The sequence below is a fragment of the Corallococcus silvisoli genome (genome assembly GCF_009909145.1).
GTDB classification, from domain to species: Bacteria; Myxococcota; Myxococcia; order Myxococcales; family Myxococcaceae; genus Corallococcus; species Corallococcus silvisoli.
This window is the reverse complement of record NZ_JAAAPJ010000005.1, coordinates 461,357-476,672: the sequence shown is the minus strand read 5'-3', so window position 1 is coordinate 476,672 and position 15,316 is coordinate 461,357. Positions and strand designations below refer to the sequence as shown.

Here is a 15,316-nt window from a genome sequence, read left to right as displayed (position 1 = left end):
CTAGAGTCCTCCGAGCCGCCCGGGATGGGCGGCGACCACGGCGAGCGCCGCGGCGATGAAGAGCAGCACGGGGATGGCGCGCGAGTAGAACTTCGGTCCCTGGCGCAGGGCCATGCCGCAGGGCAGGCCGAAGACGAAGCCCCCCAGGTGGCCCGACCAGCTCACGCCGGGCAGCAGGCTGATGACCGCCACCTGCACCAGCCAGAACATCAGGTCCCGCCGGCCCTGCAGCGTGGAGATGGGCAGCATCGCGCCGCCCCAGCCGAGGATCATCCCGGACGCGCCCACCGTCACGGTGTCGAAGTTGAAGAAGAGCGCGAACGCGGAGCCGCCCAGCGCGGTGACGAGCGACAGCGCCAGGAAGCGCGGGCTCCCGATGGCGCGCTCCAGGGACATGCCCAGCGTGTAGACGACGGACATGTTGAAGAACAGGTGCAGCACGCTGCCGTGCTCGAACACCATGCCCAGCAGCCGCCAGTACTCCCCGGCGCGCACCGCCGGCCCATAGAGCGCCAGCGGCGGCAGGCTTCCCAGGGGCGTCCCGTCCGGCCCCGTCACGGGCTGCCCCATGCCTCGGGTCAGGAAGAACATCCCCACCGCGCCGGCCATGATGGCGTAGCAGACGAAGGGCGTGGGCAGCACGCGCGGGGGGGCGGGCGGGGCCGGGGGCGGGCCGTCGCCATCCCGGCCGCGCGGCTCGGGGGCCTGCGCGTCATCCAGGCCGGACGGGCCCGGGAGATCATCCAGCATTCGGCGCGGACGGGACATGCGCTCTCACAGCTCCCGGGACAGCACGGTGTCGCGCGTGCCCTGGTGCTCGTCGGTGTGGGGGTAGTCCAGGGTGTAGTGCAGGCCCCGGCTCTCCTTGCGGCGGCTCGCGCAGTCCACGATGAGGTGCGCCACCTCCGCGATGTTGCGCAGCTCGATGACGTCCCGGGTGACCTTGAAGCGCCAGTAGTAGTCGCGGATCTCCTCGCGCAGCAGCTCCAGCCGGCGCCTCGCGCGCATCAGCCGCTTGTCCGTGCGCACGATGCCCACGTAGTTCCACATCAGGCGGCGGATCTCATCCCAGTTGTGGGTGACGACGACGCTCTCATCGGAGTCCACCGCGGCGCCGGAGTCCCAGGCCGGCGGGTCCTCCTTCGGGTGCGACAGGTCCGCGAGCTCCGCCGCGGCCACCTGCACCGCGCGGTGGCCGAACACCAGGCCCTCCAGGAGCGAATTGGACGCGAGCCGGTTGGCGCCGTGCAGGCCCGTGCAGGACACCTCGCCAATGGCGTAGAGGCCCGGCACGTTGGTGCGCCCGTGCAGGTCCGTCACCACGCCGCCGCACTGGTAGTGGGCCGCGGGCACCACGGGGATGGGCTGCACGGCCATGTCGATGTTGAAGGCCTTGCAGGTGGCGTAGATGTTGGGGAAGCGCTCGGTGAGGTACGCGCGGCCCAGGTGCGTCATGTCCAGGTAGACGCAGTCGTTGCCCGTGCGCTTGAGCTCCGCGTCGATGGCGCGCGCCACCACGTCGCGCGGCGCCAGGTCCCGCATGGCGTGGTAGCGCTCCATGAACGTCTGGCCGCCCTTGAGCCGGAGCTTGCCGCCCTCGCCGCGCAGCGCCTCGCTGATGAGGAAGCTCTTGGCCTCCGGGTGGAAGAGGCAGGTGGGGTGGAACTGGTAGAACTCCATGTTCGCCACGCGCGCGCCCGCGCGGTACGCCATGGCCACGCCGTCGCCCGTCGCGACGTCCGGGTTGGACGTGTAGAGGTACACCTTGCCCGCGCCGCCCGTCGCCAGCACCGTCACCTTGGACAGGAAGCGCTCGATGGAGCCGTCCTCCAGCAGCGCGTACGTGCCCACGCACCGGCTGGCCGCGGGGGCGTGCGGACGGCGGTCCAGGATGAGGTCGATGGCGGCCGTGTTCTGGAAGAAGGTGATGTTGGGCTGCTCGTCGCACGCGGCCAGGAGCGCGCGCTGGACCTCGCGGCCGGTGATGTCACCTGAGTGGATGACCCGGCGGGCGGAGTGACCGCCTTCGCGCGTGAGGTCGAACTCGCCGCCGCCCCGCCGGTCGAACTCCGCGCCCAGCGCGACCAGCTCCTTGAGGCGCGTGGGCCCTTCGCGCACCGTCACCTCCACCGCGTCGCGGTGGCACAGGCCCGCGCCCGCCACGAGCGTGTCCTCGATGTGCGAGTCGAACGTGTCCGTGGGGGAGAGCACGCTGGCGATGCCCCCCTGCGCGTAGGCGGTGTTGCCTTCGCCGCGCTCCCGTTTGGTGAGCACCGCGACCGTGCCATGCCGGGCCGCCTGGAGGGCGAACGACAGGCCGGCCACTCCGCCGCCCATGACCACGAAATCAAACCGATGGGGCATGGCGAACAGCCTTAACGGCGGTAAGTGCCGGAAACAAGGCGTTTTCTTGAGGACTTTCCGGCCGTTGTCTAAGGTTTCGGCCGCCGCCATGCGTGTCCTGACCGCCCTCGTTGCCCTCCTGACCGTCGCCGCTCCGGCGTACGCCTCCGACGGCATCTACAGCTACGTGGAGAAGGACGGCACCATCGTCTATACGAACGTGCCTCCGGGGGGCTCGCGCAAGGCGCGCAAGCTGGCCGGGACGTTCACGCCCGCGCCCTCCAAGACCGCGCCCGTGCGGGGCCGCGCCCGGACGCCCACGGAGCTGGATCCGCACATCACCACGGCGGCCCTGCGCTACCGCATCCCGCCCGCGCTGGTGCGCGCCATCATGCACACGGAGAGCAACTTCAACCCGAACGCGCTCAGCAACAAGGGCGCCAGCGGGCTGATGCAGCTCATGCCGGGCACCGCGTCGGACATGTACGTGAAGGACATCTTCGACTCGAAGGACAACATCGAAGGAGGCGTGCGCTACCTGCGCGTGCTGGCCAACATGTTCGACGGCGACATGGTGAAGATGGTCGCCGCGTACAACGCCGGGCCGGACGCGGTGAAGAAGTACGGGGGCCAGGTGCCGCCGTACGCCGAGACGCAGGAATACGTGCGCAAGGTCCTCCAGCTCTACTACCACTACAAGGAGCGCGAGCGGCTCGCCCAGGCCGAGGCCAGCAGCCGTGAGCCCACACCCGAGAATGACGACGCGCACGAAGGGGACGAAGGAGCCGGGCCCCGCTGACGACGAGTTCCTGCAGCAGCTCTACCGAGGCGGAGAGCTGCTCGGTGCCGGCAAGGTCACCGAAGCGAAGGAGTTCCTGGAGCGGGCGCACCAGCTGCAGCCGCGCCACGAGAAGGCCCAGAACCTCCTGGGCCTGACGTATTTCAAGCTGGGCCTCTTCGACCGCGCCGCGGACCTGTACGAGATGCTCGTGCGGGACAACCCGGTGGACCCCACGCTGCGCGTCAACCTGGGGCTCGTGTACCTGAAGACGAACGCGCTCCAGCGCGCGGCGCGCGAGTTCGAGACCGCCACCGACCTGGCCCCGGACCACAAGAAGGCCCACAACTACCTGGGCCTGACCTTCGCCCAGATGGGCGAGTACGGCCGCGCGCGCGAGCACTTCCTCCTGTCCGGCAGCGACGCCATGGCGGAGAAGATGTCTCGCGCCATCGCGGGCGAGGGCTACAGCCGTCCTCCCGCCGCGCCGTCCCGCCCGCGCGAGGAAGAGGAGGAGAGCGCGGGCCCCGCCTCGGCTCCCGCCTCCAGCGGGGAGAACGACTGGGGCGCCCAGTTCGGCCTGGATGAAGCGCCCCGTGGCCCCAGGGCCCCGGGCGCCGCGCCGCCCCGTCCGTCCACGGCGGCGCAGGATGACGACCTGCGCTTCGCCGAGGACGAGGGCCCGCCCGCGCCGACGGACGACCACGCCTTCAGCGCCCGCGCGGATGAGGAGGAGGACGAGGATCCGAGCCTCGCCGCCGGTTCGAGCCTCGCCGAGGACGCCGACACGTCCGGGGCCGACGTCGAGGTCGCGGACGAGCTGCCCCCCACGCCGGTGTCGGAGGAGATCGAAGTCTCCGAGGAGCCGCCCGCGCTCGCGTCCGACCTGGACGCCGAGCCCGGCGCCGCCTTCGCCGAGACCTCCGCCGCGCTGGCCGCCAGCGAGCCCGCCCCGGTGGCGCGGCGAACGGTCGCCGCCGCGACTCCTCCCGCACCAGTCGTGAATCCGCCGATGCTCACCGAGTGGGTCCACACCGTGGCGCTGCCGGGCGTGGCGTCGGGGCAGCCCTTCACGCAGGGCGCGTCGGGCGTGGCGCTGGAGGTGGATGGCGAGCTGCTCACCCGGCTGGAGGGGCTGGTCGCCGTGCGTGGCCAGGTCCGCTTCCAGCCGGAGATGAAGCGCTTCCGGGGCCGGGCCACGGACAAGCCGTTTGGGGAGGGCGAACAGGCCATGGTTCGCGCCCAGGGGCTGGGCACGCTGCACCTGGAGCCCGCCCAGGGCCGCCAGTTCGTCACGGTGGTCCTGGACGAGGAGTCCGTCTACCTGCGGGACGCGTGCGTCTTCGCCTTCGAGGAGCCGGTGGTGTTCGAGAACGGCCGCGTGCCTTCGGACCTGGCGCCGGACCTGGACCTCGTGCACCTGCGGGGACAGGGCAGGGTGCTCTTGAGCCTGACGGGGCCGCTGCGCTCGGTGGCGGTGGCCATGGACGCGCCGGTGACGGTGCCCCTCACGCACCTGGTGGGCTGGCTGGGCAACCTCACGCCCCGCGTGGTGCCGCTCATGGCCTCCGCTGGCGGGGAGACAGTGAGGGGCGCGGTGGAGCTGGGCGGTGAAGGTTTTGCCCTCATCACACTCGGGGTCCGGTAGAACGCGCGCCCATGGCCACGGAGCGAGCCCTCAGGAAGCAGCGCAAGCGCGAGGAGCGGGCCCGCCGCCGCGCCTCCCGCCGTCCCAGCATCCTGGTGCAGGAGTTCTGGAACCTGCCCAACATGCTCACGCTGGGGCGGATCCTCATCATCCCCTTGTTCGTCTGGCTCACCTACGACGCGGACCCCCTGCACTCCCTGTTGGCGGGCCTGGTGTTCGCGGTGGCCTCCATCACCGACGTGGTGGATGGCTACCTCGCCCGGAAGTGGAACCTCATCACCGTGGTGGGCAAGTTCATGGACCCGCTGGCGGACAAGCTCATCGCCATGGCCGCCCTGGTGATGATGGTCCGCCTGGGGCGCATCGCCGCGTGGGTCGTCATCGTACTGCTAGCGCGGGAGTTCATCGTCAGCGGCCTGCGCACCATCGCCGCCAGCGAGGGCATGGTCATCGCCGCGGGGCAGGAGGGGAAGTGGAAGACGTCCCTCCAACTGGTGGGGATCATCTCCCTGTGCGTCCACTACGTGCATCCGCTGGACCTGGGCTTCCGCACCGTCACCGTCGACTACAACCAGGTCGGCAAGGTGCTGGTGTACCTGTCGGGTGCGTTCTCGGTGTGGAGCGCCGTCGTGTACTTCCGCGCGTTCCTCGGGATGCTCGCCCGCAGAGGGGGCGCGGATCCGGATGCGAAAAGTGTTTGACGTGTCCGAAGGGCCTCTGTATACCCCACCTCACTTCCGGCGCGGCACCGCCCGACGGAAAGCAGCAAGCGGTACGGCAGTCCTGATGCGGGAATAGCTCAGCGGTAGAGCATCGCCTTGCCAAGGCGAGGGTCGAGGGTTCAAATCCCTTTTCCCGCTCCAAAATAAAGGCCCTCTGGGAAACCAGGGGGCCTTTTTCTTTCTCCCCTGTTTGTTTCCAAGGGGCGCGACACCAGGCGGGCGCGCGAGGGGCCGGCGGTCCGCTGTTCCGGGTAGTTCGCCACCAGCGAACCCTTTGCGGTATGGATACCGGCGCATGATTCGCAACTTCCGGGAACTCTACTCGTACCGGGGGCTCCTCCTCAGCCTGGTGCAGCGCGAGCTGAAGGCGCGCTATCGCGGCTCGGTGCTGGGCTTCTTCTGGACGTTCCTGAACCCCACCCTCCACATGCTGGTCTACGCGCTGCTGTTCGGCGTGTTCATGAAGAACCAGATTCCGCACTACCCCTACTTCATGTTCGTGGGGCTGCTGCCGTGGATCTGGTTCTCCACGTCGGTGTCCGCGGGGGCCAGCGCCATCAGCGACCGGCGCGACCTGATGACCAAGGTGCGCTTCCCGGCCCAGGTGCTGCCGGCCACGGTGGTGGCGACCAACTTCTGCAACTTCATCTTCTCGCTGCCCTTGATGGTGGCGCTGGGGCTGGTGTTCGGCGTGGCGCCGTCCTGGCACGTGGTGCTCTTCCCGGCGGTGGTGCTGGTCCAGATGTGCTTCACCTTCGCGGTGGTCTACGCGGTCAGCGCCTTCAACGTGACGTTCCGGGACCTGCAGCACATCGTGATGAACCTGATGACGCTGTGGTTCTTCGTGACGCCGGTGCTCTACAAGCTGTCCACCATCCCGGAGGAGTACCGGCGGGTGCTGCAGGTGCTCAATCCGATGTCCATCCTCATCACCTCGTACCAGGCCATCTTCTACGAGCACCGGTTGCCGGACGCGGTGCCGCTCGTGTCGCTCCTGGGGGTCTCCGTCGTGCTGCTGTGGGGCGCCACGCAGATCTTCGAGAGCCGCCGCGAGGAGTTCGCGGAGTCCATCTAGATGGTCCATCCAACGACCGAGGACGCCATCGTCATCGAGGACGTGGTGAAGAACTTCCGGAAGAAGACCATCCGGGGGGAATACACCACGTTCAAGTCGGAGCTCGTGCGCTGGCTGCGCGGGCATCGCAACGCGTCCCAGCAGGGCCGCTTCATCGAGTCCCTGCGCGGCGTCAACCTGCGCATCCCCAAGGGCCAGACGGTGGCCATCCTGGGGCGCAACGGCTCCGGCAAGAGCACGCTGCTGAAGCTCATCACCGGCATCTACACGCCCACGTCCGGGCGCATCCAGGTGAACGGGCGCATCTCCGCGCTGCTGGACCTGGGCGCGGGCTTCCACCCGGACTTCTCCGGCCGGGAGAACATCCTCATCAACGGCATCATCCTCGGCATGTCGCGCGCCGAGGTGCGCGCGAAGATGGACGCCATCATCGCGTTCAGCGAGCTGGGGGAGTTCATCGACGAGCCGGTGCGCACGTACTCCAGCGGCATGTACATGCGCCTGGCGTTCTCCGTGGCCACCCACGTGGACCCGGACATCCTCATCATCGATGAGATCCTCGCCGTCGGCGACGAGCACTTCAGCAAGAAGAGCCTCGCGAAGATGACGGAGTTCAAGCGGCTGGGGAAGACCATCGTCCTGGTCACCCACGACATGTCCACCGTGGAGCGCTGGTGCGACCAGGCGGCGTGGCTGGACGGCGGGAGGATCCGCCGCGTGGGCACCCCGGCGGAGATCGCCGCGGAGTACCGGCAGGCGGTGTCGCTGGCGGAGGCGCGCTCCACCATCTTCACGCCGCCGGCCCTGACGGAAGGGGGCGGGGCGCTGCCGTCGCTTCCGGAGGGCCCGGTGGTGCGGGACGAGCCGCCGGTGTCGCCCGCGCTCGCCGTGTCTCGGGTCTCGCTGTGCGGACCTCGGGGGGAGGAGCTGGGGCCCGTCACCGCGGAGACGCGGGTGGAGGCGTGCATCGACTACGTGGCGCGCGAGCCGGTGGAGGACGTGGAGTTCGTCCTCACGCTGTCCCACGCGGACGGGGCGGTGCTGTACGTGACGAGCACCCGGACGGACCGGGTGCCGCTGCCGGCGCCGCTGCCCCCGCAGGGGCGCCTGCGCTTCGTGTTGCCCCGGCTGGGGCTCTTGGGTGGCTCCTACGTGCTGAGCGTGGAGCTGAAGACGGGCAACACGGCGAACCCGGAGCCGGGACGGGAGGCGCGCTGCACCTTCTCCGTGTCGACCGAGCATGACGACCGGGGTGTCTTCCGGCCGGAGCATGCCTGGGTGGTGGAGGAGGCTCCGGCCGCCCCGGTCCAGGCGGTCTCCGTGCCCACGCATGCCGCGGCCTCCTGAGGGGAGGAGGCCTCCCGCGCGCCGCGGCCCGGGGCCTTGAAAAAGGGGAGGCGCCTGGGAGGTGAGCACCTTGTTCCACACCATGCCCGAGGGGGGGCAGGCGGCAGCGTCCGCCGGAGAGATCGCGGAGCGGATCGCCGCGTTGCGCGCCGAGCCCGACGCGGCCAACGCCGCGGCGCTCGCGGACCTGACGGAGCAGCTGCGCCGGCTGGCGCCTCCGGCCAACACGGCCCTGTCGCCCTTGCTGGCCGCGGCCCGGCTCGCCGTCCCGTTCGAGTTCTCCGTTCCGCCGTCGCACCGGGCCTCGGGAGGGCAGTGGGTGACGGCCGCCAAGCGCGCCTTCGTCCTGGGCCTGCGTCCGCTCCACGTCGAACTGCTGCGGCCCCAGGCCGCCTTCAACCAGCGCGTGCTCCGGGTGTTGGAGCGGTTGGAGGCCCGGCGAGACCAGGGCGGCCGGGACGACTTGACGGAGTGGGCCCGCAAGCAGCTCGACGCACAGGGCACCGGCAGGCCCCCTGACCGTGGGCCGCGAAGCTTCGCGCCCGCGTCGGTGGCGTGGAAGCTGGCGTGGCGCGCATGGCGCCGGGCGCTGGGGCCCGTGCTGGAGCCCCTGCTCGCGCGACAGGCGGAGTGGAACGCGCTCATGCGCGAAACACTGGTGGCCGTCGCCGCCGTCCCGGGCGCGGGGACGCCGGATACCGTGGATGCCACGCACCGGGTGGCGCGGCTCGTGGCGCTGGCCTCCCCGCTGGCGCGTCCGGGCCTTCCCCGGGGCATCCGGGCCTCCGCGCCGCTGTGGCGCGAGGTGCTGCGTCGGCAGTCCCGCTTCAACGGCGAGGCGGTGGTGGCGCTGGCCGCCATCCTCGGGGTGCGCACGCCGCCTCCGCCCCTGCCCGCGCTGGAGGACTTCCACCACTGGTGCACGCTCCGCGAACCGGCGGACATCCACGCCGCCCGCGAGGCCCTGGAGCGGCTGCCCCTCCGGCCCCGGCTGTCCCTGCTGGTGGCCACCGCGGGGGCCTGTCCCGCGCACCTGCGCGAATGCCTGGCGTCGGTGGAGGCCCAGGTGTACCCGGACTGGGAGCTGGTGCTGGTGGGGCCGGAGGACGGCCCCGCGCTGCCGGAGCCGTGGGCCTCCGCGCACCGCCAGACGCGCATCCGCCGCGTGACGCTCTCCGGGCCCACGGACTTCGCCCGGGCGCTGCGCGTGGGCCTTCAGGCCGCGAGCGGGGACTTCGTGGGCGTGCTGGGCGCGGAGGACACGCTCGCGCCCAACGCACTGGCGGAGGTCGCCCTGGCCCTGGGCGCCGACCCAGGCCTGGATCTGATCTACGGCGATGAGGACCGGCTGGATTCGCGCGGCCGGCGCACGGCCCCGTTCTTCAAGCCGGACTGGTCGCCGGACCTGCTGCGCTCGGTGGACTACCTGGGCCGGGGCGTGATGGTGCGCCGCGCGCTGGTGGAGGCCGTGGGCGGCTTTCGCGAGGGCTTTCCGGGCGCGGAGGAGTACGACCTCTTCCTTCGCGTGAGCGAAGCCTCCGAGCACATCGGGCACGTGCCGCACCTGCTCTACCACCGCCGCACCGGACAGGTGGGCGAGGTGTCCCAGGAGGGCCGTCGCGCGCTCGCCGAGCACCTGACGCGCCGGGGTGAGGACGCGGAGGTGACCGTGCCGGGGCCGGGCCGCTACCGCGTGCGCTACGCCGTCCGGGGCACGCCGAAGGTGTCCATCATCGTTCCGTTCAAGGACCGGCCGGACCTCCTGGAGACCCTGACGGACACGCTGCTGAAGCGCACGACGTACCCGCACTTCGAGATGCTGCTGGTGTCCAACAACAGCGTCCGCCCGGAGACCTTCGCGCTGCTGGACAGGCTGGAGGATCCGCGCCTGGTGAAGCGCACCTGGGACTTCCCCTTCAACTACCCGGCCATCAACAACTGGGCCGCGCGGGAGGCCACGGGTGAGCTGCTGCTGTTCCTCAACAACGACATGGAAGTGGTGGACCCCGGCTGGCTCACGGAGCTGGTGGCCCAGGCGCAGCGCCCGGAGGTGGGCGCGGTAGGCGCCAAGCTCCTCTTTCCGGAAGGCACCGTGCAGCACGCGGGCATCGTGGTGGGCATGACGGGCATGGCGGGCCACCCCTTCTGGCGCCTGCCGGATGGGCCCATCGCCACGCCCTTCGGCCACACGGAGTGGGTGCGCAACTGGCTGTCCGTCACCAGCGCGTGCGTGATGATCCGCCGCCCGCTCTTCGACGCGCTGGGCGGCTTCGACGAGCGCTTCCTCCTGTGCGGCAGCGACGTGGACCTGGGCCTGCGCCTGCACGCTCGCGGCCTGCGCGTGGTGTGCACGCCCTTCGCGCGCGTGGTGCACCACGAGTCCGCCAGCCGCCGCACGGACGCCATCCCGGAGCCGGACTACTGGCGCTCCTTCACGTCGTACCGGCCGTGGCTGCTGAGAGGGGACCCCTACTACAACCCCAACCTCACGCTGCTGTCGGGGGACTGCGACCTGCGTCGGCACCCCGAGGACGGCGAGGCGCTGGCGGTGCGCACGCTGGCCCACGAGGTGCCCAGCGCGCGCCGTCCGCCGGCGTGACGGCCTGGGCGGCTAGCGGATGGCCCGCCAGGTGAACCAGGCGTCATAGGCCAGGTTCGCCAGCGGCAGGCCGCTGCGCTTCACCACGCCGTCGCGCCAGGAGTTCGTCTCGAAGGCCTTCCACGCCTCCTTGAGCGCTCCCTTCACCGAGCCGTGCTGCGTGAGCTTCCGCAGGTCCAGCTTGAGGCCGAAGGTGGTGACCTCATGCACGCCGAAGCTCTCCACGTGCGAGTACTTGAGGAACTCGCGCGCCTCCTCGTCCGTGGGGTAGCGGGTGTAGCGCAGCAGCTCCTGGAGCGTGCCGGGCTGAAGCTCGTCCGCGGTGAAGCGCAGGAGCGGTGACAGGCGCGCGTAGTCCCGCGCGTAGTCGTACATGCCTTCCTGCACGCGGCGGAAGAAGCGCGCGCTGTTGTCCTTCTCCTGCTCGTGGTGCAGCAGCTCCGGGAGCGGCAGGTGCGGCGCCCACGGGTTCGCGCCATAGCGCATGGTGCTGCCGTGGTTCGCGGTGGTGATCATCTCGAAGATGGCGGTGTTGCGCAGGAAGTCCGCCTCCTCCAGGTCGCGCCGCCGCAGGTCCGACAGGTAGCCGTACTTGAAGGACCTCTTCGCCTGGGGCTGACCGTCCGGCACGTAGGCCAGGTAGAAGCCGTGCAGCTCCGGGAAGCGCGCGTCGTGCTCGAAGGCGCGCATCAGGTTGTCCTGCATGCTGCCCTTCCACCCGATGTCCACGAGCGCCGTGCGCTCCAGGCCCATCATCCCGCGGTACTCCAGGTAGCGCGCGAGCGCGGCCCGCGCCTCGTCGCGGCGCTGGTGGAAGGCCACGCGCACGCGGCGCGAGGCGAGGAAGCGCATGAAGGCGGCGTCCTTCGTGGGCTCCAGGATGGGCTGGTCGGGGTCGGTGATGCCGCACTCGGCGGCCAGCTGGATGAACTCGTCCTGGGGCAGCGACAGGTTCTTGAGCAGGCCGCGCAGCGACTGGCGGCTGTACTGGCGCCAGAAGCGGTGGACCTCCTCCCAGCTCAGCTCGCGCATGGAGGCGAGGATGGTGGAGGCGCGGCTGACGAACAGGTAGTGCGCCTGGGGCACCCGGCGGAAGATCCCCGAGTCCTTCAGGATGGCGAACACCTTGAGCAGCGTCAGGCCCTCGCGCGCCAGGAAGTAGACATGGTCGATGCCCAGCTTCTCCGCGCGCTCGATGACGTCCACCACGAAGGCCACGATGCCCGGCGCCAGCGTGCGGCCCAGCTGGTAGTTGGGGTCGTCCTCCGGCCCGCGGACATGGTGGGCCTCGTTGCTCAGCACGACGTCCACGTAGTGCGCGGCCCAGTAGGGATTCCGCTCCACGGCCTTCTGCGCGGCCTCCAGCCGGCGGCGGCGCTGCTTCTCGTCGGGATCCTCCACGCGCAACGTGGTGATGCCCAGCCGGCGGGGCTGCACGTTGTCGGCGTTCTCGTCGTCGCCGACGAAGAAGAGCTGCTCGGGCTTCAGTCCCTCTCGCTCCAGCACGCGCGGGAACAGGCGGCCGGACGCCTTGCGCAGGCCCTCGTCGATGGAGACGTACCCCGCGTCGAAGTACTGCTCCAGCCCGCAGTGCCTCAGCAGCTCCCGCAGCAGGGGCGCGGACAGGTACATGTCGCTCACGAAGATGAGCCGCTTGCCCTGGGCCTTCAGCGCGGACAGCAGCTCCGCGATGCCCGGCGCGGGCCGCAGCGCCCGCTTCTCCAACTCCAGCTCCAGCGCGCGCAGCTCCGCGGCCAGGCGCGAGCGGTGCGGCTCCACCGGCACCCAGGTGCCGGCCCAACGCAGCACCAGGGCCTCGAAGTCCACCTCGTTGTCGCGCCCCTGGGCGACCTGCTCCCCGGCGATCTCCATCTCCAGGTCGAACCGGCGCTGGCGCACCTGCGCCGCCGTGGGCATTCGCGTCGGGCTCAGCAGCTCCTTCAGCCGCGCATGGAAGCCGCGCGCCACGGCCGTCTTGAGCCATTCGCCCTCCACGCTGCGCACCACCAGCGTGTTGAAGACGTCGAAGCCCACCACGTCGTAGCCCGCCGTCGCCGTGAGCAGGCGCTCGCGCAGGGTGGCGAAGGGGGAGGATTCGATGGGGGGGGCGTCGCCCGGGCGGAACACGCGCGAGGCCTCCGACAGCCCCTCCACCCACTCCGGCAGGGCCTCCGAGGCGAGCACCGACACGCGCTCGCGCGGGCTGGCGCGGGGATGATGGGAGGCGGGGGGGGCGCCCTTCTGCGTCAGGTACAGGTCGCGCGCGGCCTCCACGGCCCAGCGCTGGAGCGAGGGAAGCAGCGCGGCCGCTGCGGGTTCACGGCGGGCTTTCATCTGCTTCCAGTGTCCTTGCGCTCTAGTTGGTGACGGCCGCGCGAGCGCGGCTCAGACGCGTGACCTTCTCCGCGCCCAGGGGCTCCTTCGCGGAGGACTCCGGGGACCGGGCGGCCTCCACGGCCACGGGGACCGCCACCGGCGGCCCCACGGGGCGAAGCGACGCCAGGTGCGCCACCGGGTCCGCGAAGAGGTGCGCGTCGTGGAGCACGCGCTGGAAGCACGCGGACGCGTCGAACGCCTCGCGCATCTTCTGCCAGGCCCGGATGCGCACCGCCCGGAAGGACACCGGCATGCGCACGGTCTCATCCAACGAGCGCGCCCACTGGCCGTCCGGCCGGTAGAGGAACTCGTCCTCCGGCTCGATGTTCCACTCGGGGGCGAAGACCGTGTCGGCGATGACGAGCAGCCCGTGCGCCATGGCCAGCAGCGGCAGCGGATCAAACCGGCCCATCAGGTCTCGCGACGCGTACACCAGGGTCCCGGCCTGCTCCAGCGCGCGGGTGATGTCCCCGGCCGTGGCCTGCGACGGCAGCACGTCCACCGGGCCCACCTTGCGCAGCGCCTCCAGCGCCTCCGGCGTCGGGCTGGCCCAGTCCGCCACCAGCACCCGGCGGCAGTCCAGCCGCGGGCCCGTGGGGCACCGGGCGGTGTCCACCGGCAGGGGCAGCGTCTGCAGCAGCGGCAGCCGCGCCAGCTCCGGCGACGTGGGCGTCTCCAGGTACGTGAGCCAGCGGAAGCCCTTCACGTCCGGGCCGGACATGCGGGAGAGCCGCTCCATCTCATCCGCGCTGAAGAGCGGCGCGGGGATGACGCCAATGCTCATGCTCCCGGGCAGCCGCGCCGCCAGCTCCGGCGTGAGGTCCTGCGGGCGGAAGACGAGCGTCGCGTTCGCGCCCCACGCCTGGGCGGCGCCGATGGCGTCCTCCCACCGGCCGGCGGTCACGGGGAAGAAGCGGACCTCGGCCCATGCCGCCTGCACGGGCACGTGCGGCTCGAAGGCCGGCTCGCCCAGGAAGGCGACGCGCTGGAGGGAGGAGGGCGGATGGACTCTCATGACAGGACTCGCGTGATGCGCGCGCGCAGGGACTTCTTGAAGTCGTCGGACACCAGGTTCTGCAGCGCGCGGACGGGGCGGGACTTCTTGAACCGGCGGTAGCGCTCGAGCAGCACCTGCTCGCCGGGCCCCACGTACGGGTGCAGCGGGGAGGCGCCTTCCCCTCGCGCCCCGCGCCAGACGTCGTCCAGCCAGTGGCCGTGCATCGTGGACATCGCGGCCAGGGCGGGGCGCAGGTGCGTGTTCGTCCAGCCCTCCGCGTGCAGGGCCTCCAGGCCGGAGGCCACCTGGCGCGTGCTCGACTCCCAGTCCGTGAACGCCTTCGCGGTGGCGAGCGCGTTCGCGCGCAGGTGCGCCAGGTACGCGGGCTGCGTGCTCAACAGGCGCAGGAACTGGACGATCTGCCGGTGGTTGTACGGCTCCACCATCAGCGAGTTCTGCCCGTGCACCATGTACTCGTCGGTGCCGGTGACCGTGTACGTGATGGCGGTGCCGCCCTGCGAGAACATCTCCAGCGGCGGGCCGAACATGCCCTCCACGCGGGACAGCTTCAGCAGCACGTCGTACTGGCCGTAGACCTGGTGCACCTGGTTGATGGGGATGCGCTCGTGCACCTGCACCGGCTGCCCTCCCACGGTGGGCTTCTGTCCACCGGACGACGATGCCAGCCAGCCTGTCTCGAACTGGACACCCTGGGCGGCCGCCAGCTCCAGCACCTCGAAGGTCTCCGGAACGCCCTTGAAGCCCACGCCCCAGGGGCCCTCCACCAGCACGCGCAGCTTCCCGCCGCGCTCCGGCGGGGCCTGCACGCAGGGGAAGTGGTCGCGGGACAGGCCGTTCTGGACGTAGAGGGACCGCCCCTCCGGCTGGAGCGTCTGGATGAACTCCACCAGCCACTTCGCCTCGGTGACGAAGAGCAGCGGCAGCGAATACGTCTGCCGGTTGAGCAGCTTGTAGTGGCGCTCCGCGTGGAAGCGCGACTCCAGGCTCTGGTTCAGGTAGCCGTACACCCGGGCGTTGACGCGCCACAGGTCGTAGAACGTGATCCACCACGTCGCCAACGCGAAGTCGAACGACTCGCCCTCGGCCTCCGCGAGCGACCGGCGCGGCAGGTCCGCCAGTCGCGGGTGCCACAGCGGATACGTCAGCTTGACGGGGCCCGGGGTGATGAGGACGGCCTCGTGGCCAAGGTCCTGCAACCGGGAGGCGTATTCGAGGATGACGTTGGAACCACCGGAGATATTGGCGATGTCTCCAACGAGGAACCCGATCTTCATGCCTTGGCAACTCGCGTCGTGGGCTGGATGCGGCCCGGAGGAAACGATTCGCCGCCGCCGTTGAGTCTCCCCGTGGCATCCCCCTCAGGATTGACGAGGCAGGCGAAGCGAGCGGCCGATGTAGCGCGGAGAAGGT

The 15,316-nt window shown here is 70.8% G+C and carries 11 protein-coding genes and 1 tRNA gene; 7 read left to right on the top strand and 5 right to left on the bottom strand.

All coding sequences use genetic code 11. The annotated features are described in order from the left end of the window. Complete coding sequence (locus tag GTY96_RS10910; RefSeq protein WP_143901085.1) at positions 1–768, bottom strand: rhomboid family intramembrane serine protease; 768 nt, start codon at positions 766–768, stop codon at positions 1–3. A gap of 6 nt (positions 769–774) precedes the next feature. Further along, positions 775–2,364 (bottom strand): L-aspartate oxidase, encoded by a 1,590-nt coding sequence (gene nadB / locus GTY96_RS10905; RefSeq protein WP_143901083.1) that lies wholly within the window; start codon positions 2,362–2,364, stop codon positions 775–777. An 88-nt stretch (positions 2,365–2,452) separates the two neighbouring features. Here nadB and GTY96_RS10900 point away from each other — a divergent pair, with 88 nt between their 5' ends. The 7 genes from GTY96_RS10900 (at position 2,453) to GTY96_RS10870 (ending at position 10,512) form a co-directional block, all read left to right on the top strand. Next, positions 2,453–3,142 carry a lytic transglycosylase domain-containing protein gene (locus GTY96_RS10900; RefSeq protein ID WP_143901081.1) on the top strand — a complete coding sequence of 230 codons (690 nt, stop codon included), beginning with the start codon at positions 2,453–2,455 and terminating at the stop codon, positions 3,140–3,142. After that, the gene (locus tag GTY96_RS10895) at positions 3,099–4,769 is read left to right on the top strand and encodes a tetratricopeptide repeat protein (protein WP_161664660.1); all 1,671 of its coding nucleotides are present in this window, start codon (positions 3,099–3,101) and stop codon (positions 4,767–4,769) included. The genes GTY96_RS10900 and GTY96_RS10895 overlap by 44 nt, the downstream gene beginning before the upstream one ends. An 11-nt stretch (positions 4,770–4,780) precedes the next feature. Continuing rightward, entirely contained in the window at positions 4,781–5,470 is a 690-nt protein-coding gene (gene pgsA / locus GTY96_RS10890; RefSeq protein ID WP_143901077.1) for a CDP-diacylglycerol--glycerol-3-phosphate 3-phosphatidyltransferase, read from the top strand. 87 nt (positions 5,471–5,557) lie between these two features. After that, positions 5,558–5,632: transfer RNA gene (locus GTY96_RS10885), tRNA-Gly, on the top strand. 154 nt (positions 5,633–5,786) lie between these two features. After that, positions 5,787–6,566, top strand: a complete 780-nt coding sequence (locus GTY96_RS10880) for an ABC transporter permease (protein ID WP_143901075.1) — start codon at positions 5,787–5,789, stop codon at positions 6,564–6,566. Further along, on the top strand, positions 6,567–7,913 hold the full coding sequence (locus GTY96_RS10875; RefSeq protein WP_143901073.1) for an ABC transporter ATP-binding protein: 1,347 nt from the start codon (positions 6,567–6,569) through the stop codon (positions 7,911–7,913). A 61-nt stretch (positions 7,914–7,974) separates the two neighbouring features. Continuing rightward, entirely contained in the window at positions 7,975–10,512 is a 2,538-nt protein-coding gene (locus GTY96_RS10870; protein WP_304503209.1) for a glycosyltransferase family 2 protein, read from the top strand. Positions 10,513–10,524: 12 nt separating this feature from the next. On the opposite strand, the gene GTY96_RS10865 is transcribed toward GTY96_RS10870, so the two are convergent. Genes GTY96_RS10865 through GTY96_RS10855 form a run of 3 tightly spaced genes read right to left on the bottom strand, consistent with a single transcriptional unit; the run spans position 10,525 to position 15,180 of the window. Next, positions 10,525–12,846: an HAD family hydrolase gene (locus GTY96_RS10865; RefSeq protein WP_161664659.1), complete on the bottom strand. Its 2,322-nt coding sequence runs from the start codon at positions 12,844–12,846 to the stop codon at positions 10,525–10,527. Positions 12,847–12,868: 22 nt separating this feature from the next. Further along, on the bottom strand, positions 12,869–13,903 hold the full coding sequence (locus GTY96_RS10860) for a hypothetical protein (RefSeq protein ID WP_161664658.1): 1,035 nt from the start codon (positions 13,901–13,903) through the stop codon (positions 12,869–12,871). After that, entirely contained in the window at positions 13,900–15,180 is a 1,281-nt protein-coding gene (locus tag GTY96_RS10855; RefSeq protein WP_161664657.1) for a glycosyltransferase family 4 protein, read from the bottom strand. The genes GTY96_RS10860 and GTY96_RS10855 overlap by 4 nt, the downstream gene beginning before the upstream one ends. Between the last annotated feature and the right edge of the window lie 136 nt (positions 15,181–15,316).